Here is an 18894-nt window from a genome sequence, read left to right on the forward strand (position 1 = left end):
TTAAGTATGCCATTATCTCCTCCTTTAATTTTGGACTTTTAATGAAAAAAAGGGGGAATTTCCAATGATAGAGTTAAATGGAAATACGCTAACAATAGAACAATTAAAAAAGATCCTTATTAATCAAGAGGGAGTAACCATCTCTGAGGAAAGTAAGAATAAGGTTTATGAAAGTAGAAGTGCAGTAGAGCGGATAGTGGCTGAAAAAGAAATTGTTTATGGAATAAATACTGGTTTTGGAAAATTAAGTGATGTCATGGTTCATGAAGAAGACGTGGAAGACTTACAATTGAATTTAATTCGATCTCATGCTTGTAGTGTAGGGGAGCCATTCCCTGAAATCGTTTCACGAGCAATGATGGTGTTACGGTTAAATGCATTATTAAAAGGATATTCTGGTGTACGGCCAGTTTTAGTAGAATTACTAGCCGAATTTATCAATAAAAGAATCCATCCAGTTATTCCGCAACAGGGATCACTTGGTGCTTCTGGTGATTTAGCTCCTCTCGCTCACTTAGCACTAGCTTTGATAGGTGAGGGGAAAGTATATGATGATTCAGGCCAGATTGTAGAATCTGCAAAAGTGTTAGCTGATAAAGGGGTATACCCAATTGTTCTAAATTCAAAAGAAGGATTAGCACTTATTAATGGAACTCAGGCAATGGTAGCAATTGGAGTAGTAAATTATATTGAGGCTGAACAAATTGCTTATGATAGTGAATGGATTGCAGCAATGACTATGGAAGGCTTGGAAGGTATTATAGACGCATTCCATCCAGCTGTACATGAGGTAAGGGGATATCCTCAACAGTTTGCTGTTGCTAATAGAATGAGAGAATGGTTAGATGGAAGTCAGTTGATTACTCGTCAAGGTGAAAAACGCGTTCAAGATGCCTATTCCTTGCGTTGTATCCCTCAAATCCATGGTGCATCCTGGCAAGCACTTGATTATGTTAAGGAAAAATTAGAGATAGAAATAAATGCAGCGACAGATAATCCACTTATCCTTGATAATGGGAAATTAGTTATTTCAGGTGGAAACTTCCATGGCCAACCAATCGCATTTGCAATGGATTTTTTGAAAATTGCTGTAGCTGAACTTGCCAATATATCTGAACGACGTGTTGAACGATTGGTAAATCCACAATTAAATGACTTACCACCATTTTTAAGTCCACAACCAGGATTACAGTCAGGTGCGATGATTATGCAATATGTAGCAGCATCACTTGTTTCTGAAAATAAAACATTATCCCACCCGGCGAGTGTGGATTCAATTCCTTCATCTGCGAATCAAGAAGATCATGTAAGCATGGGAACAACTGCAGCACGTCATGCAAGTCTCATCATACAAAATACAAGACGTGTACTAGCGATTGAATGTATTTGTGCACTTCAGGCAGCTGAATACAAAGGTGTAAGTAAGTTGTCACCAAAGTTACAAGTGAAGTGGAATACGTTTAGAGAAATTGTGCCAAGTATTACAAAGGATAGGGTGTTTTCAGAAAATATTGAAGAAGTTAATAACGCTTTGAACCCTATTAAGAGAACGTTAGTAACAATAAAAAATGTCTAAATAGTTACCTCCCTATTCCGTGAAAAAACACATGTATATTATTTTACTTAATAATCGTAAAATAGTGCACTAAAACATAAAATATCATCCTTGTCATTAACCAAAATTTAGTTGAAAATGGGTATAAGAATAATTAGACAATTTGGAATGGGGGGATTATTCAGCATGAAGCAACCTCTTAGCAACATCAAAGTACTAGACTTTAGTAGAGTTCTAGCAGGACCATACTGCACCATGCTACTCGCTGATATGGGGGCGGAAGTGATTAAAATTGAAAGGCCAAATACGGGAGATGATACAAGGGCATTTGGTCCATTTCAAAATGGTGAAAGTGGATATTTTATGTTCTTAAATCGAGGTAAAAAGAGTATTGAATTAGATTTGAAGAGTCCGGAGTCTATGAAGGTTATCCACGATCTTGTGAAAGAGGCGGATGTCGTGGTGGAAAATTTTAGACCTGGTGTGATGAAAAAACTTGGTTTAGATTATGAAAGTTTAATAGGTATTAATCCTAAAATCATTTATGCCTCTATTTCTGGTTTTGGTCAATATGGACCTTACAGCCAACGTCCGGCATATGATTTGGTAGCACAAGCAATGGGTGGGCTAGCTAGTATTACCGGATTTCCTGATCAACCACCAACAAAAGCCGGAGCATCCTTAGGAGATATGAGTGCTGCTCTTTATGCGGCATATGGAATCATGGTTTCTTTATTTCATCGTGAACGAACAGGAGAAGGGCAGTATATTGATATCGCTATGGTGGATTCAATCTTTTCTTTACTGGAAAGTAATGTCATGAGATATACATCGGAAAATATTGTACCAGAGCGCATTGGTAATCGTCACCCTATAAGTGCGCCGTTTGACTTTTATAAAGCAAATGATGGTTACATAGTTATTGCTGTAGCAAATGATAAATTATTTGAGCGTTTCTGCAGAGTTATGGATTGCATGGATTTAAATAATGATCCAAGATTTTATACGGATTTTGAAAGAGAGAAAAATCAAGCAGCTTTAAAGGAAATTATAGAAAAATGGTTGAAAGCGTATACGGTGGAAGAGGCTGTAGAACTTATCAATCAAGCAGGGGTCCCTAGTTCACCGATTTTAAATATCGATGAAATTTGTGAAAGTGAACATATGAGAATAAGAGAAATGCTTATTGGAGTAGAACATCCAAAAGCTGGAAAGACAAGAATTCCTGGTAACCCTGTCAAACTATCAAAAACACCACCAATTATAAATAATCCTAGTCCTAATCTGGGAGAACATAATAATCACTATATTAACAAACTACAGAATAAATAAGAGGAGGAATTACTGGTGAATTACGATTTAACAGATGAACAATTGTCTATACGAAAAATGGTTCGAGAGTTTAGTGAAGAAGTGTTAGTCCCACGAGCGGCTGAAATTGACGAAGAAAATCGTTTTCCAACAGAACATATTCCAAGGTTAGCAGAACTTGGATTAATGGGGATTGCTTATCCAGAAGAAGACGGTGGAGTTGGGGCTGACTCTATTACAGAAGCAATCGCTGTAGAAGAGATAACACGAGGATGTGCAGCAACAGGTTCTATTTTAACGGCACATTATTTAGGGATTGATGGATTATACCTTGCTTCTAATCGAGAGCAAAGAGAAAAATATTTAGTTCCTGGTTGTACTGGAGAAAACCTGTTTGCCTTTTGTTTAACAGAACCCAATGGTGGTACAGATGTATCCTCTATGAAAACCAATGCAAGACTTGAAGGTGATGAATATGTTCTAAATGGATCAAAAATCTTCATTACTAATGGTGCTTATGCAGATACACTTGTAGTCTATGCAAAGACTGATACATCAAAAGGTAACAAAGGGATTAGTGCTTTTATCGTTGAAAAGGGAACACCGGGGCTCTCCTATGGTGCTGGTGATGACAAAATGGGAATCCGAGGAGCAAGAACGCATGAAATTATTTTTGAGAACTGTCGTATTCCTAAAGAAAATTTAATTGGAAAAGAAGGAGAAGGTTTTAAAATTGCAATGACTGTAGTTGATCGTGGACGTATTGGTATCGCATCAATGGCTGTTGGACTTGCGCAAGCAGCTTTAGACGAAGCCATTGCTTATTCCAAAGAAAGAATTGCTTTCAATGAATCAATCTCTAAATTCCAAGGGATTCAGTGGATGTTAGCTGAAATGTCCACTGAACTCGAAATAGGGCGTTTATATACGTATTATGCTGCTAGTTTAAAAGATAAAAAAGGCTACCGACTTTCTAAAGAAGCATCCATTGCCAAATTATTCACTTCTGAAGCGTCCAATAGAATTATTCATAAAGCAGTACAAATTCATGGTGGATATGGATTTATGAAAGAATATCCAGTTGAAAGATTCTATAGGGATCAACGTATTTTAGAAATATTTGAAGGAACATCTCAGGTGCAAAAAATGGTGATATCTCATCATCTACTTAAATAATGTATTGAACAATAAAATTATAGGAGGTACTATTAAATGAAGACAGAGAATATAGAAAAGAGGAATATTAAGGCGCCAACAGGAAATCAACTTACATGTAAAGGATGGATACAAGAAGCGGCTATGCGAATGTTGATGAATAACTTAGATCCTGAAGTAGCGGAAAATCCGGATGAACTAGTTGTATATGGTGGTATTGGAAAAGCTGCTCGGAATTGGGAAAGTTATGAGGCAATTGTTGAGTCTTTAAAAAAACTAGAAAATGATGAAACATTACTTGTTCAATCAGGAAAACCTGTAGGAATCTTTAGAACTCATGCTCAATCACCAAGAGTTCTAATTGCAAATTCCAACCTAGTACCTGCATGGGCGAATTGGGACCACTTCTATGAACTTGAACAAAAAGATTTAATGATGTATGGCCAAATGACTGCAGGTAGTTGGATTTATATTGGTGCCCAAGGGATCCTACAGGGAACATATTTAAGTTTTGTTGAAGCAGGGAAAAAAGTATTTGGTACACCAGATTTAACTGGTAAATTTATTTTAACTGGTGGAATGGGTGGAATGAGTGGAGCCCAGCCACTTGCTGGAAAAATGGCTAAAGGTGTTATTCTAGTTGTTGAAGTGGACCGTAAGAGAATTGAAAGAAAAATAAAAGAAGGTTACTGTGATTATATTTGCGAAAATCTTGATGAAGCACTTGAGATGGTTCAAACGCTTACGGCTAAAGGTGAACCGGCATCAATTGGTTTGGTTGGTAACTGTGCCGACGTTTATCCAGAAATCTTGAAACGTGGACTTATTCCGGATATTGTTACGGACCAAACAAGTGCGCATGATCCAATTAATGGATACGTTCCTCATGGCATTAGTTATAATGAAGCACTAGAACTGCGTAAAAACAATCCTAAATCCTATGAACAAAAGGCAAAAGAATCAATGGCTGTACATGTTCAGGCAATGCTAGATCTGCAAAAAGCTGGAGCAGAAACATTTGACTATGGAAATAATATTCGTGCATACGCAAAAGAAGCAGGAGTGGAGAATGCATTTGATTTTCCTGGATTTGTTCCTGCTTACTTAAGACCACTTTTCTGTGAAGGAAAAGGACCATTCCGTTGGGCTGCATTATCAGGTGATCCAGAAGACATCTACAAGACAGATCAAGTAGCAAAAGAAATGTTTTCTGAGGATGAAGCATTAGTGAATTGGATTGAGATGGCTCAGAAAATGGTGAAATGGCAAGGATTACCGTCCCGAATCTGTTGGTTAGGATATGGGGACCGTCACCGCTTTGCATTGAAGATAAATGAAATGGTTGCTAGTGGAGAAATTAATGCACCAGTTGTATTTGGTAGAGACCATTTGGATTGTGGATCTGTTGCATCACCAAACCGTGAAACAGAATCAATGAAAGATGGAAGCGATGCAGTAGCAGATTGGCCAATCCTTAATGCTTTAGTAAATGCAACTGGAGGAGCAGGATGGGTAAGTGTCCACCAAGGTGGAGGAGTTGGCATGGGCTACTCAATCCATGCAGGACAGGTACTTGTTGCAGATGGATCAAAAGAGGCCGCAGAACGCATTGAGCGTGTACTTATTTCTGATCCAGGGATGGGAGTTATTCGTCATGCGGATGCTGGTTATGAAAAAGCAATTAAAGTAGCTAAGGAAAAGAACGTTAAAATTCCTATGCAGAAATAGTAGTAAGCGTATCCTTCGGTTTTGTAGGGAAGGAAACGCGAATATGAATGAGAGGAGGAAACCATGTGGGGCAAACAATACTTTCGCCAATAGGTACTGATATATCTTGTAAAAATTGGGAAACTGAGGCATTATTACGTTTATTTTTAAATAGTTTAGACCCTCGTGTTGCTGAGAATAGACAAGAATTAATTGTGTATGGTGGAAGGGGAAAGGCAGCAAGAAATATAGAATCGATGAAGGCAATTATCGATGAACTACGACAACTTGAATCAGATCAAACGTTACTTATTCAATCCGGAAAACCAGTAGGGATTTTTCGTACTTTTCCATTTTCCCCACGGGTTATTTCCTCCTCCACTATGCTTGTGCCTAAATATGCAACGGATGAAGTTTTTTCTAAGTTAGAATCAAAAGGATTAATGATGTACGGCCAATCTACAGCGGCATCTTGGGCATACATTGGTGTTCAAGGTATTCTTCAAGCCACTTTTGAAACAATGAGTGAGATTGCAAATCGAAATTTCAATGGTTCTTTAAAGGGGAAAGTTATTTTAACTTCTGGTTTAGGTGGAATGGGGTCTGCCCAACCACTGTCAGTTACGATGAATGGCGGAGTTTGTATTGTAGTAGAAATTGATGGTTCCAAAATAGATAAAAGACTTAAAAACAATTACTGTGATATTAAAGTGGATTCATTAGAAGAAGCTATTCAATTAGCAAAAGAGGCAGCGGAACAGGGTCAGTCATTGTCCATTGCTTTGGAGGGTAATGCAGCAGATGTTTATGCTAAAGTTGCTGAAGGTGAATTCACTCCTGATATTGCAACAGACCAGACGGCGGCTCATGATATCTTAAATGGATACATACCAAGCGGTGTTACATTAGAACAGGCGATCTATCTACGTAGAAAAAGGCAAAAAAAATATTTAGAATTAGCAGGAAAGTCATTAGTAGCTCACGTTGATGCGCTCGTTCAAATAAGGAAAAAGGGTGCGATTGTTTTTGAATATGGAAATAACCTTAGGGGTCAAGCACACAATGCTGGATATAAAAATGCATTTTCTTATCCCGGCTTTGTCTCAGAATATTTACGTCCATTATACTGTGATGGAAGGGGACCTTGCCGCTGGATAGCCTTATCTGGAAATCCCGGTGATATTTATAAAATTGATGATGTCCTTTTAACCAAATTTAATCATGATAAACGAGTAAGCCGTTGGATTCAATTTGTTCAAGAAAAAATATATTTTTACGGTCTTCCAGCCAGAACTTGTTGGTTAGACTTTAATGAAAGAAGGCAGCTAGGAAATATCATCAATAATATGGTAGCCAATGGCGAGTTATCAGCCCCTGTAGCTATTACACGAGATCATTCAGAAGGAAGTACAATGGCATCTCCTTACAGAGAAACAGAGGGAATGCTAGATGGAAGTGATGCTGTTGCCGATTGGCCAATATTAAATGGTTTACTAAATGCTAGTGCAGGTTCATCTATGGTATCCATACAGCATGGTGGTGGTGTAGGGATTGGAAATTCAATTCATTCAGGAATGACCGTGGTAGCGGATGGTAGTATCGATGCTGCTAAGAAATTAAGTAACTTATTAACAATAGATCCTGGCTTAAATATCATAAGGCATGCGGATGCTGGGTATGAAAAGGCAAATCAAACATTGCATCGTCTTCAACTAAATAAACCTTTATAATATTTATCTTTAGTATTTGCTGAAAGGCTGGTCACCTATGAGTGTAAATATATTAGTATACAGCAATGGGAATTTTGCAAAAAGAATGGATAAGTTAAATAAGGATTGTAACTTAAAACTTGAAATTTACTCTGTGACAAATTTGAAAAAACTAGAGAAAATTATTTATCAATGTGACTTTGCTTTTATAGACATTAATCAATTAACCCATCATGACTACTCATCTATATCAAGCATATTACAATCGGAGAAGTGGAATAAAAATTATGTTATTTTAAATGAAAGGTTTAGTAAAGCGGAATTCCGGAAGTATTTTAAACTTGGGGCATATGATTGTATTACAAATCAAGTAGGCGAGGATGAGCTTTATTCTATCATTCTTGAAATTTGTAATTATGTGGAAAGAAAAAAGAATTACCATAGGGATACAAATAGTAGTGTGTATTATCGATCATCAGTAAGAGAGAGTTTAGCATATGATTTAATCTTCGGAAACATTCAAAATGCTAGAGAAATATGGGATAGAAGCCAACTTGCAGGATTATCAGTGGTTCCAAATACTGCAATGGTTGTTAGTGTTGATGATTTCCATATACTAACAAAGGATAAAGGAGAATCATGGAAACAGTATTTAAGAGAAGAAATTATAAAATCCTTTGAACAATATGCTTCGGTAAATGAAATTCTACATATTATTGTTGGACCAGAAAAAATCGTGATCCTTTTAGCTTTATCGGTTCAACAAGAGTTTTCCACATACAAGGTATTGGCACTTCAAAGGGCTGAACAAATTAAGAAATTTATAAACGAGCAAACCAATTACTCCGTTACTATTGGAATTGGCCATTATTATGAAGATGCAAGAAATCTTCATCTTTCTTACCAAGAAGGATTATATGCACTATCCTATCGTCTTTTTTCAGGGAAAAATACAATGATTCATATTGATGAAGTGGAAGAGACTAGTCAGGAAATAGTGTTTTTATATAGTGAAGAGATAAAAGTTATGGCTAATAGATTATCTATCGGTGATGTTAATGGTGTAAAAGATAGTTGGAGGACGATTATGAAAGATGTCTCCATATTATCCAGTATTTCACCAAAATCATTTCGATTTCAGATTTTAGATATTTTGTTTTCACTAACAAAATCTGCTATTGACGGAGGAGCAAAATCCCAAGAAATGATAGCGCTTCAATTGGAGTTTGCAAAAGAATTACTTGTAGCAGGGACATTAGAGGAAATTAATTTATTAATTGATCACATTGTAGATTGTTATTCCAAGAAGATTCATGAGGGACATAACGAACAAATGTTAAAGTCCGTACAAAAGGCTTTGAAGTATATGTATGCACATTATATGGAGGATGTTAGTTTAGAGACGGTTGCTCAACACGTTAATTTAAGTGTCAATTATTTTAGTACAATCTTTAAAGAGACGACAGGGTTATCTTTCATTGATTACATCACATATCTACGTATCGAAAAAGCTAAGATACTTCTTATGAAATTAGATTATACTATTTACAAAATAGCAGATGAGATAGGTTATAAGTCTTCTCGTTATTTTAGTAGGGTTTTTAAATCAATTACAGGGGTCACTCCAACACAATATAGAAATTCAATACTTGTCCCTAATGTATCTAATATAAAGTAAATTTTTAATTATTTTCGTAAAATTGTGCACACATTCTTATAAAACTACACTTTGTATTTTCTAAGGCGTCATGTAAAATTTAATTATCAGTAAATTCTAACTTGTCGAAGGGCAAGAAGGGAACTTAAATTCGATGAAAAGGTGAGATGTGTGAATAAAACATTATGGAGAAATGCCTTAGATTATATTAATCCATATATACCTGGTAAATCCATTGAAGACGTAAAAAAAGAATACCAGCTAGATAAGGTGGTGCGGCTTGCATCAAACGAAAATCCTCAAGGACCTTCCAGAGACGTGGTGAAAGCAATACAAAAATCCTTAAATCAATTAAACCTCTATCCTGATTCTACAGCAAAGAACTTACGTGAAAAACTAGCCATTTTTTATAACATTTCACGTGAAGAAATTATGACAACAAATGGTGCCGATAATGCCATTACTTTATTAATCAGTTCTTATGTTAATGAAGGGGATGAAGTAGTTTACAGTACTCCAACATTTCCGGCTTACAGGTCAACAACGATTTTAATGGGTGGTATACCTGTAGAGGTACCAGTAACAGAAGACTGGTGTTTTGATTTAAATGCGATGTATGAGCGGATAACAGATAAAACAAAATTAGTAATTATTTGTAACCCGAATAATCCAACCGGAACGATTGTTTCCAAGGAAAATTTAGTAGATTTTTTGGATAAAGTTCCAAATCATGTACAAGTTATTGTTGATGAAGCTTACGCAGAATATATTGATGATAAGGACTATCTAACAGGTATCCAATTGTTTAAAGAAAATTATCCTCTTATAACCGTTCGCACATTTTCTAAATTTTATGGTCTAGCGGGTTTGAGAGTTGGGTATGTGGTGGCCAAAAGAGATATTTTAGAACCTGTATTACGTATTCGTGAACCATTTGCAACAAATAGAATCGCAATTGATGCAGCAATTGCTGCACTTGATGATAGGGAATATGGTAAAACACATTTAAAGGAGACGAGAGAAGGAAAAAATTATCTTAGTAAAGAGCTAGGAAGTTTAGGATTTGAGGTTTTTCCATCTCATACAAACTTTTTATTTGTTCATTTAAAAATGGATTCATTAAAGCTATTTAAAAAGTTACTACCTTATGGGTTGATTATAAGACCGTGTGCTCCATGGGGACTTTCAGAGTATGCCCGGATTACGATTGGGATAAAGAAGGAAAATGAACTTTTTATAAAGACACTACAAAAGGAAATTCCAAATCACATTAAAATTTAGAATAGTAATGTTAACGCTTACTTTAAAATGGAGGTATTCATATGTCAAACAAACGTCCTTTAGTATGGATTTTAGATGATGAGTGGGAAAATCATGAAGTAGAAATGCAACGTTATGATGATGCGGGGTATGATGTCAAAATTACTAGAATCCAAGAGTTAGAAAAGGATTTACCTGTTTATGGACCAATAGCAAATGGTGTTGTAGCTCAAATAGGGTTTCCATGTGGGAAAAAGGTAATAGATGTCTTAGATAATTGCCGTGTTATTGCAATTTCCGGGGTAGGATTTAATCATGTAGATATAGAAGCTGCAGCGGATAAAGGAATCTATGTTTCTAACGTTCCTGATTACTGTATGGATGAGGTTTCCGACCATACTGTTGCATTACTTTTACATTGGATGCGCCGCTTAACGCCGTTCCATAAGGATGTTAGGGAAAACAGAAAATGGGACCCTTTAAATATAACAAACATCCGCAGAACACGTAATGTAACGGTAGGTTTATTAGGTTTTGGTCGCATTGCACGAAAAGTTGCAGAAAAATTGCAAGCCTTTGGGTGCCGTATTATTGCTCATGATAAATATGTTGATGTAGAAACTTTTCGTAAACTGAATGTAGAGTGTGTATCCTTTGATACTTTATTGGAAGAATCCGAGTTTTTAAGTTTACATGTTCCATTAACTCCGGAGACAAAACACATTATAAATGAGGAAAGCTTTAAGAAACTACCTAAAGGTGCATATATTGTTAATACATGCCGTGGTGGGATAATTAATGAAAACGATTTAGTTCAAGCTATTAGATTAGGCTATATTAGTGGAGCAGGACTTGATGTGTTAGAGCAAGAACCGCCTAATTTTGATAATCCACTTATTCATATGGATGAAGTTTTAATCACACCTCACTCCTCTTATAATTCAGTGGAATCAATACTGGAACTGAGAAATCGCACTTGTGATTTAATTATAGAGGGGGTTGAAACGGGGGAATTACAGCAGTCATTAAACGGTAAGGAAATTGAAAATAAAATAACAAGGTAAAGGGAGTGAAACGATGGTATTAGCGATACTCATTATTTATCTCTTGATTATTTTTCTCGTTGGTATTTGGGGTAATAAATTTAATAATGGAGTAGATGATTATCTTTTAGCTGGTAGAAGATTAGGAACATGGTTTGCTTCATTTGCATTAGTGGCCACATTATACGGTGGTGGAAAAGTAGTAGGTCTGTCTGAACAGGGGTTTGAAAGTGGTTTAGTATCTTGGTGGAACGGTATTGGAGGTGGGATTGGATTTATATTAATTAGTCTTATCGCCTATAGAATGCGTAAGCTAGCACTATTTACTGTTCCCGATTATGTTATGAAGCGTTATAACAGTAATGGTTTAAGAATAATGTGTTGCTTACTATCTTTAATTGCATTACTTGGAATTTTAGCATCACAAGTATTTGCGGCAAGTAGTATACTTGAAATGTTTGGTGTAGGATCCATGACAGGAGCAGTTATTGTTTCCGTTGTCTTTGTTCTTTATACAGCAATTGGTGGCTTATGGGGTGCAACGATTACTGACTTTATTCATATTATTATTGCTGCAGTTGGAACCATCGTCACTTCTATTATAGTGCTAGTAAAAGCTGGGGGATTCGGTGGCTTAGGACAGGGAATTGCTTCCGTTGATACTGCAGAATATTTAAGTATTACTGGTAACTGGAATGTTAGTTTTATGGTTTGGCTTGCATTACCACTTATTCTTTATAATATGATCGGTCAGGATGTTTACCAACGTCTATTCGCTTCAAAAGATGGAAAAACAGCGAAACATTCGGCATTTATTGCAGGTATTATATTAATCGCTATTACTCTTTTCCCGGTTATTATTGGGATGGGAGCACGTACACTGTTTCCAGAAGAAACCAATTCGGCGTTAGCTTTACCGCTAGTAGTAGGCGAGGTTTTACCAGATTTCTTAGCAGGTTTAGTTCTAGCGGCTGTTATGGCAGCAATAATGTCTACCGCAAACTCTATTTTAACAGCAGGTACATCCCATATTGTAAACGACTTATACTTAAACGGTGTGAAGAAGAAGGAATTAGCAAACGGTAAAACATTAGATGAGAAATTTCTTGTGAAATTATCTCGTACATGGACTCTAATTTTAGGTGCCATCGCCATTTTGGTTGCAACCATTCTTCCATCTATTGTTGATGGTTTACTAATCTCTTATACTTTGTATACTGCTGGTGTTTTTACTCCTGTTATTATTGGGTTTTTGTGGAAAAAGGGTACCAAGCAAGGTGCTTATGCCTCTTTTATAATAGGCCTTTTTGTCGCTATTTTAGGTATTGCTGGTGTAAGTACTTTCGGGATTCCAATTGAAGTATTATCAGTAGTTGTTGCGTTAATTGTTTATTTTGTTGTATCCCTAATAACATATAAAGGATCGCAAGAAGTAGAAGAGAGTCTTGAAAAAGTAGTCGGAGATAAATAATGGCTCTAAAACAATAAAAGGGAGAGGACTAATTCCCTCTTATTGTTATTTATGGAGAAAAGGTTTTTTAAAAGTGTGCACCCTAAATATCCTACAACTTTGAAAAGAATAGTAAGGATATGGAATGAAAAAGATTGTAATGAAAAAACAAGACCAAAGGAGTAAGCTTTACTCCTGGGTCTTTTTTCTTTTATAAATAGTGTGCTCCCTAGAAACTTGAATAGGTCAATTCTGAGTTTATATTTAATCCAAATGGATAAAATGATTAAAAAACTAATTGTGAATTGAAGGAGGCATTATCCATGGAAGAAACCATAGTAAAGCTACTTGGTTTAGAGGATGAGTATAAGCAGACAAATGATAATTCAGAAGAAGTATTTGCCACCTATATAGGAGAAAACAATAGGAATCACTTAGTTTTTTTACATAACGAACGGACAGAAGACCCTATTAAGATGCTAGCTCTAATACCAAATATAAAACGCAAATATTTGTATCATCGACTAAATAATGAAATAGGACTAAGCGTTGAAATTAGTCAACGACCTGATAAGAGTATGGACTATAAGTTTCTATAAGAGGATGCTCAAATAACAACAATGATAAGGATGAAACATTTATGAGGCTAACAGGACTAAAAGATGATTTACTTTTACTATCGAAACAGCCAAACGGACTATCAATATACTCAGGAAAAAAAAACAGTAACATTCTTATTTTTCATCCTATTGAAGAACTAAGAAAACCAAATGAAATATTAGATGATATTAATGATGAGGAAAGAAATTATTTATTTGATAAATTAAATAATGAACATGAGTTGGTTGTATATATTCGTAAATTACCAATTATAAAAAGTTGCTATACGTTGTTTTATCATATTTTTGATGATGTACTTCGTTTTGTGTTTCATGCAATGCATGATGAATTGTTAGAATATATAAAGGAAAAAGCAAAACTACCTAATTTTAAGTATACCGTAGTGAAAGATGGTGTTATGAAAGAAGTGCCCTATTTTTAGTAAATGAAAGACGCTTGGGAAAATCCCAAGCGTTACTTTCTTTTTCGTAACCATATAAAAATATTGGTAATAAATATGGATATGAGAAAGAACATATAATAGGTTACGAACAAAAAGATATAATTGATCCCATTATACATTTGGAAAAAATCAAAAGCCACTATGATTGGCTTAAAGACAAATCCGAGGAACGCGGATAAAAGTAATGCGTAAAGATATATATTTTTTTTGTGATTGATTGTCCATTGATATAGCAGCATATAACATATTGGTATTAAGGAAGCATCTACGGAAAAGCCCGGTATAAAAGGAAAAGGTTCGTAGGGATAATCCCATAACCCTAATCTGACACCAATAACATTTGTATAAGCAAACCATAAATGATAGTTTAATCCAAAGAATCCGAGTAGGAAGATGTTCTTTCGGTCGATATTGATAAATAATACAATTAGTGGAATAAGTAACACGAGTAAAATGACCCAAAATTGCCAAGTATCGTAAAAACTATACGCTTGAAAGTAATCTTTTTCTAGTTGCCCTAACTTTTCATTAGTGGATCTAATTTTATTTAAAAATTCAACTTGATTTTCTTCCATTGTTTATCTCACCCTATTTATTGATTTCTGAGTTATTATAGCCAAAATCAATTCGATTATACTTTTTCAAATGGTTGAAGTAAGAAAAGAATAATTAAAATGAATTAAAGGGTTCTATATTGTCGCAACCGCTCGTATCCATATATAAATAGAAAACATAGCAAATGTGCACACCACTTAATCGTAACCACTGAAATGTAAACGTTTAACATGCGGTATTTAAGATTCAGTGAATGAAAGGGAGGGTGCGTATTTTTTTGGCGAATACCAAGTTTTCTAAGGAAGATGTTTGGGAGAACGTATCATTTCAACTGCCATATTGGAAATCTTCAAGGAAGATGAAAAGGAAAGGTGTGGTAGCTAAATGAGTTTAACCAAAAAGATCTTAATTGCCCTTGTTCTTGGTGTGTTAGTAGGTATTATTTTAACATTTGTGCCGGAAGCTATTTTTTCTAAATTAGATACGTATATCTTAACTCCAGTTGGTCAAATATTTATTAATCTAATCATGATGCTTGTCATTCCGATTGTTTTTGTCTCCATTGTCCTTGGAACAGCTGGTTTAGGGGAACCAGCCAAATTAGGGAAAATTGGCATACAAACAATTATTTATTTCCTCGTAACCACTGCAATTGCCTTATGTATTAGTCTTGCTTTAGCATTTGCTATCAAACCGGGAGCTGAAGGAGTTTTTGATGTAAGCATCGCGGATTATGAAGCAAATGAAGCCCCTCCGATTATGGAGACGCTCGTGAATATCATTCCAACCAATCCAGTATTTTCTATGTCGGCCGGAGATATGTTACAAATTATTGCTTTTGCTGTCTTTATTGGGATTGCCCTTGCCGTTTTAGGGGATAGAACAAGGGGGATTCATCGTTTATTTGACCAGGCAAATGAAATATTAATGTATCTAGTAAACGTCATAATGAAAGTGGCTCCATATGGTGCGTTTGCGTTAATTGCTTCTGCGATTGGGGGAGCTGGTTTAGATGCTATTGGGTCAATGGGTGCGTACATGGGAACTGTTATTTTAGGTCTGTTTATTCATGCAGCCATAACGTACTCGCTAGCTATTTGGTTTATTGGGAGGGGAAATCCGTTAACATTTTATAAAGGATTTTTCCCGGCAATGTCTGTTGCGTTTAGTACGGCTAGTTCAAGTGCAACTTTACCAATTTCTATGAAAGCGGCACAGGAGAATCTTGGGGTAAGTAAAAGCATTAGCAGTTTCGTCCAACCATTAGGAGCTACTATCAATATGGATGGAACGGCTATCATGCAGGCAACAGCTGCAGTATTTATTTCCCAGGTCTATGCGATTCCCCTTGATTTTACCGATATAATTTTGATTATTATTACTGCTACTTTAGCTAGCATTGGAACTGCTGGAGTACCTGGAGTGGGATTGATTATGCTTGCCATGGTTCTCACTCAAGTAGGTCTTCCAGTAGAAGGGATTGCGCTCATTATTGGTATCGATCGTTTATTGGATATGCTTAGAACCGCTTTAAATATAACAGGGGATGCCGCTTGTGCGTATATCATTTCAGAAAGTGAAAAGCGTAAAGGAAAAGTTGGTTAACTTAATGAAGCCGCCTTTTTTTAAGGGCGGCTATGAATGTCTTAGACTAAATTTAATGTTTTTCCAAACGGAACTTGGGGTTTAAACTTGTCTGGAATTAACCAGATTACTTCATAGTCAATTTTTAACTCATCCCAAAAATACCCAGTTACATCAGTAATGTAGAAGAAAATGTCAATTTCATTTTCTTGTCCCCATTCTAATGCCTCAGTATATGAAGCTCTGCCGTGAGTATGGAAAGTTATGTTTTTTGCCTGTTTTGTATCAGTGACTTCTCTCAATTTAAAATCAGCTAATACAAGAGGGGTCCCCTCTTTTACTTGCTCAAATAATTCAATGATTTGACGTATTGTTTCAATTGGATATTCATCTGTGGATACATCAACACCTAGAGCAATTTTTTTATCCTTTGACTTGTTGATTAATTCTAATAATTGCTTTTGCCATTTCAAAATTTCCACCGTCCCTGTTCATGATGTAAACAATTGTATTATATGGAGTAATTTAATTGTTAAAAGTGGAAAAAATATCTAGTAAGTTTAATTTAAACAATGTAATCTCAACAAACAAATACTTGGATTTCTCCAAGTATTTGTTTATTCATAAAATAGATATAAAACATTGCTGTATGCCCTAGAAAGTACCTATAATTATTGGGCGGTAATTCCATCATCCATCACAAATTCCGACCCAGTACTATTTATTTTGTTGTAATTTATCCCGCATTAACTGGCTGTAAGACCCCCACTTCAAGATTTCGAGTTTAACCAAGAAATCTAAGTGGGGGACCAACAGCCAGTAAAAGCTCGATTCGTTCAACTAACAATCAGTGGGGGATGAGATGAAAACCCCACTGATTGAAGTTTCACTTTACCTAATTAAATAATCTCCCTTACCGATAGTTTAATGGTTAACTACCTAAATATAGTTTAGCACTAAACTACTTTGAATGTATAGAAAAAGCAAGGGACTTCATCTTAATTTGAATGAAGATCCTTGCCTTTATTCTTTAAGAAAATAAATCAATAAATTTTTCCCAGAAGCTCTTTTCTTTTTCTGCTGGTTCTTCTTCTGTTTCTTGTTCTTCTATCTCTATACTTTCAGTTTTTATAATAAATTGTACTGTGTTGATTTTTTCATTGTTTTTAGGGGAGACATAGGATTTAGCTTCAAAGTCTGTATTTTCAAAGTCAGAAATCATTTCGTCCACTTCTGATTTTATTTGATCAGGTAAATCATTTGTTGCTTCATATAATTCCGATGTTCCATTGTGGAGATCACTTACACCATTTTCTAATTCATTTGTTCCGGTAGAAAGTTCCACGATCCCTTCATGCAATTCTCCATAAGAGTTGGATAATTGATTGACGCCCCCAGTATATTCCACTAAACCAGAATGGAATTCCTTATAATTAGTGGAGAGCGTTGTTAATCCTTCTTCTAATTTTGTGATGGATTCTGTTATATCCATCTTTTTAAGAGAAGTGGTAAGCTCTTTAGCTGTTGTATTTAGCTGAGTTCCCATTTCTTTCATTCCGTTAGCGGTATTTTCTAGGGTTGTATCGACTGCATCAAAACCTTCTTTTACAGCGATATAGGTTCCTTTTGCAGTTTGAGCAGCGGAGTATGTTTCCTTCAATTTATCCAATACTTCATGAACTGCACCGCTAGCATATAAATCTTGAAATTCCTTTTCTGAAATTTCATATGCAGGAATAGCTTCCATAGCTTGGTCCAATGCACCATATGCTTGTACATAACTTTCTTGTAGGGTTGTTAGGCCGTCTGCTGTAGTATTTAGGTTTTCCCCAAGTACTGATAATCCTTCAGGTAGTTTACTTAGTGCAGTAAGATCGATTTCATCAGAATCTTCACCACTTAAAGAGTTACTGATTGTAGCAAGCGCATCGTTAATCGACTTCGATGCCCCAACTAATTCAGATGAGGCTCCTTTGACTTCAGTCATCCCATTTTTGTATTGTTCCGAACCGTTACGAAGGTCCTTAACCCCACCGTTTAATTCTGAAACGCCTCGTTTAAGCTCTGCTACACCATTATTTACTTTTTGAATAGCGTTTGTTAAGGATTGCATATCTCCTGTCATATCTTCTAAATTAGGTGAATCTATGGACATGGAAGATGGTACACCATTAATGTCAATACCGCTTAGTTCGAAATCTTGAACATCTGCAGAAAGTGTAAGTTCCGTTTCTTTTTCCGGCATTACAGTAAATGTTACTTGCTTATTCTTCCCAGCATTTGCGATCATTCCATCGTCTGCCTTGATATTTGTATAGATGCTAGGATCGAGAGTAAGGGATATTTGTAATAAATAGTTTTTGAAAAATACTTCATCTACTTGCTCGTTTTTAGAAGTAACAATCTGAATTTCGACATGGCCATCTTTTCCGGCAAGTTCTTCAGGGGATATTTTTTTACCATTTAAAAAATAGGAAATGGAAATATTCCACGGTAAGGCTTGCTTGTCCATATTCCCTTGGTAGTAAAATTTTCCCTTTGGAGCAGTGATTTCAATTGTTTCATTTTTTTGTTCTAAATCAGATAAATCTGTTAGGTTTTTAACTTGTGTATATGGACCATAATCTGTAATTTTTCCTGTTTTTGTTACATCTAATGTGTTCACAACATAAATTTCTTGTTTATTTCCAGATGGACTAAGCGTTGCATATATGACTTCATCTTTTACGGAAATCTTACCTTCATCTTCTGCCGCATCTAAATTCGAAGCAGCCATTACTAGATTGGATGGAAATAAAAGTACGACTGCTGTAAATACGAGTAGTATTTGTTTCATTCTCCTCAT

At 35.7% G+C, this 18894-nt stretch carries 15 protein-coding genes; 12 read left to right on the top strand and 3 right to left on the bottom strand.

Annotated features, from left to right (window positions below; translation table 11 throughout):
* Window positions 1–64 precede the first annotated feature (64 nt).
* The 11 genes from hutH to A9178_RS11665 all read left to right on the top strand — a co-directional run bounded on the left by hutH (window position 65) and on the right by A9178_RS11665 (window position 13889).
* Window positions 65–1576, top strand: coding sequence for a histidine ammonia-lyase (gene hutH / locus A9178_RS11615; RefSeq protein ID WP_068675470.1), 1512 nt, complete (start codon window positions 65–67; stop codon window positions 1574–1576).
* A 165-nt stretch (window positions 1577–1741) separates the two neighbouring features.
* Entirely contained in the window at window positions 1742–2887 is a 1146-nt protein-coding gene (locus tag A9178_RS11620; protein ID WP_068675472.1) for a CaiB/BaiF CoA transferase family protein, read from the top strand.
* Between the two features lie 15 nt (window positions 2888–2902).
* On the top strand, window positions 2903–4042 hold the full coding sequence (locus A9178_RS11625) for an acyl-CoA dehydrogenase family protein (RefSeq protein WP_068675473.1): 1140 nt from the start codon (window positions 2903–2905) through the stop codon (window positions 4040–4042).
* Between the two features lie 36 nt (window positions 4043–4078).
* Window positions 4079–5749 (top strand): urocanate hydratase, encoded by a 1671-nt coding sequence (gene hutU / locus A9178_RS11630; protein ID WP_068675476.1) that lies wholly within the window; start codon window positions 4079–4081, stop codon window positions 5747–5749.
* A 47-nt stretch (window positions 5750–5796) separates the two neighbouring features.
* The gene (gene hutU / locus A9178_RS11635) at window positions 5797–7458 is read left to right on the top strand and encodes a urocanate hydratase (protein WP_068675478.1); all 1662 of its coding nucleotides are present in this window, start codon (window positions 5797–5799) and stop codon (window positions 7456–7458) included.
* A gap of 37 nt (window positions 7459–7495) precedes the next feature.
* Entirely contained in the window at window positions 7496–9115 is a 1620-nt protein-coding gene (locus A9178_RS11640) for a helix-turn-helix domain-containing protein (RefSeq protein ID WP_068675480.1), read from the top strand.
* A 150-nt stretch (window positions 9116–9265) separates the two neighbouring features.
* Window positions 9266–10375, top strand: a complete 1110-nt coding sequence (gene hisC, locus A9178_RS11645; protein ID WP_068675482.1) for a histidinol-phosphate transaminase — start codon at window positions 9266–9268, stop codon at window positions 10373–10375.
* 41 nt (window positions 10376–10416) lie between these two features.
* On the top strand, window positions 10417–11418 hold the full coding sequence (locus tag A9178_RS11650) for a C-terminal binding protein (RefSeq protein WP_068675484.1): 1002 nt from the start codon (window positions 10417–10419) through the stop codon (window positions 11416–11418).
* Between the two features lie 13 nt (window positions 11419–11431).
* Window positions 11432–12868 (top strand): sodium:solute symporter family protein, encoded by a 1437-nt coding sequence (locus A9178_RS11655; RefSeq protein WP_068675486.1) that lies wholly within the window; start codon window positions 11432–11434, stop codon window positions 12866–12868.
* 302 nt (window positions 12869–13170) lie between these two features.
* Window positions 13171–13446 carry a hypothetical protein gene (locus tag A9178_RS11660; RefSeq protein ID WP_068675488.1) on the top strand — a complete coding sequence of 92 codons (276 nt, stop codon included), beginning with the start codon at window positions 13171–13173 and terminating at the stop codon, window positions 13444–13446.
* 41 nt (window positions 13447–13487) lie between these two features.
* Window positions 13488–13889 (top strand): hypothetical protein, encoded by a 402-nt coding sequence (locus tag A9178_RS11665; protein ID WP_068675489.1) that lies wholly within the window; start codon window positions 13488–13490, stop codon window positions 13887–13889.
* A gap of 32 nt (window positions 13890–13921) precedes the next feature.
* Here the strand turns inward: A9178_RS11665 and A9178_RS11670 are convergent, their stop codons facing one another.
* Complete coding sequence (locus tag A9178_RS11670) at window positions 13922–14485, bottom strand: CBO0543 family protein (RefSeq protein ID WP_068675492.1); 564 nt, start codon at window positions 14483–14485, stop codon at window positions 13922–13924.
* Window positions 14486–14849: 364 nt separating this feature from the next.
* Between A9178_RS11670 and A9178_RS11675 the strand changes: the two genes are divergently transcribed.
* Window positions 14850–16070, top strand: a complete 1221-nt coding sequence (locus tag A9178_RS11675; RefSeq protein ID WP_068675493.1) for a dicarboxylate/amino acid:cation symporter — start codon at window positions 14850–14852, stop codon at window positions 16068–16070.
* A gap of 41 nt (window positions 16071–16111) precedes the next feature.
* On the opposite strand, the gene A9178_RS11680 is transcribed toward A9178_RS11675, so the two are convergent.
* Together A9178_RS11680 and A9178_RS11685 are read right to left on the bottom strand one after the other, a co-directional pair.
* On the bottom strand, window positions 16112–16531 hold the full coding sequence (locus A9178_RS11680; protein WP_231889845.1) for a VWA-like domain-containing protein: 420 nt from the start codon (window positions 16529–16531) through the stop codon (window positions 16112–16114).
* A gap of 548 nt (window positions 16532–17079) precedes the next feature.
* Window positions 17080–18894 carry a coiled-coil domain-containing protein gene (locus A9178_RS11685; RefSeq protein WP_068675497.1) on the bottom strand — a complete coding sequence of 605 codons (1815 nt, stop codon included), beginning with the start codon at window positions 18892–18894 and terminating at the stop codon, window positions 17080–17082.

It is taken from the genome of Oceanobacillus sp. Castelsardo, assembly GCF_001659985.1.
Lineage (GTDB): Bacteria > Bacillota > Bacilli > Bacillales > Amphibacillaceae > Oceanobacillus.

Excerpts from the sequence above, each read along its gene's own strand:
- A9178_RS11675 (WP_068675493.1), top strand. The coding sequence starts at position 14,850 with ATGAGTTTAACCAAAAAGATCTTAATTGCCCTTGTTCTTGGTGTGTTA.
- A9178_RS11685 (WP_068675497.1), bottom strand. The coding sequence starts at position 18,894 with ATGAGGAGAATGAAACAAATACTACTCGTATTTACAGCAGTCGTACTT.
- hutU (WP_068675476.1), top strand. The coding sequence starts at position 4,079 with ATGAAGACAGAGAATATAGAAAAGAGGAATATTAAGGCGCCAACAGGA.
- A9178_RS11670 (WP_068675492.1), bottom strand. The coding sequence starts at position 14,485 with ATGGAAGAAAATCAAGTTGAATTTTTAAATAAAATTAGATCCACTAAT.
- hutU (WP_068675478.1), top strand. The coding sequence starts at position 5,797 with ATGAGAGGAGGAAACCATGTGGGGCAAACAATACTTTCGCCAATAGGT.
- A9178_RS11640 (WP_068675480.1), top strand. The coding sequence starts at position 7,496 with ATGAGTGTAAATATATTAGTATACAGCAATGGGAATTTTGCAAAAAGA.
- A9178_RS11650 (WP_068675484.1), top strand. The coding sequence starts at position 10,417 with ATGTCAAACAAACGTCCTTTAGTATGGATTTTAGATGATGAGTGGGAA.
- A9178_RS11660 (WP_068675488.1), top strand. The coding sequence starts at position 13,171 with ATGGAAGAAACCATAGTAAAGCTACTTGGTTTAGAGGATGAGTATAAG.
- hutH (WP_068675470.1), top strand. The coding sequence starts at position 65 with ATGATAGAGTTAAATGGAAATACGCTAACAATAGAACAATTAAAAAAG.
- A9178_RS11665 (WP_068675489.1), top strand. The coding sequence starts at position 13,488 with ATGAGGCTAACAGGACTAAAAGATGATTTACTTTTACTATCGAAACAG.
- A9178_RS11620 (WP_068675472.1), top strand. The coding sequence starts at position 1,742 with ATGAAGCAACCTCTTAGCAACATCAAAGTACTAGACTTTAGTAGAGTT.
- A9178_RS11655 (WP_068675486.1), top strand. The coding sequence starts at position 11,432 with ATGGTATTAGCGATACTCATTATTTATCTCTTGATTATTTTTCTCGTT.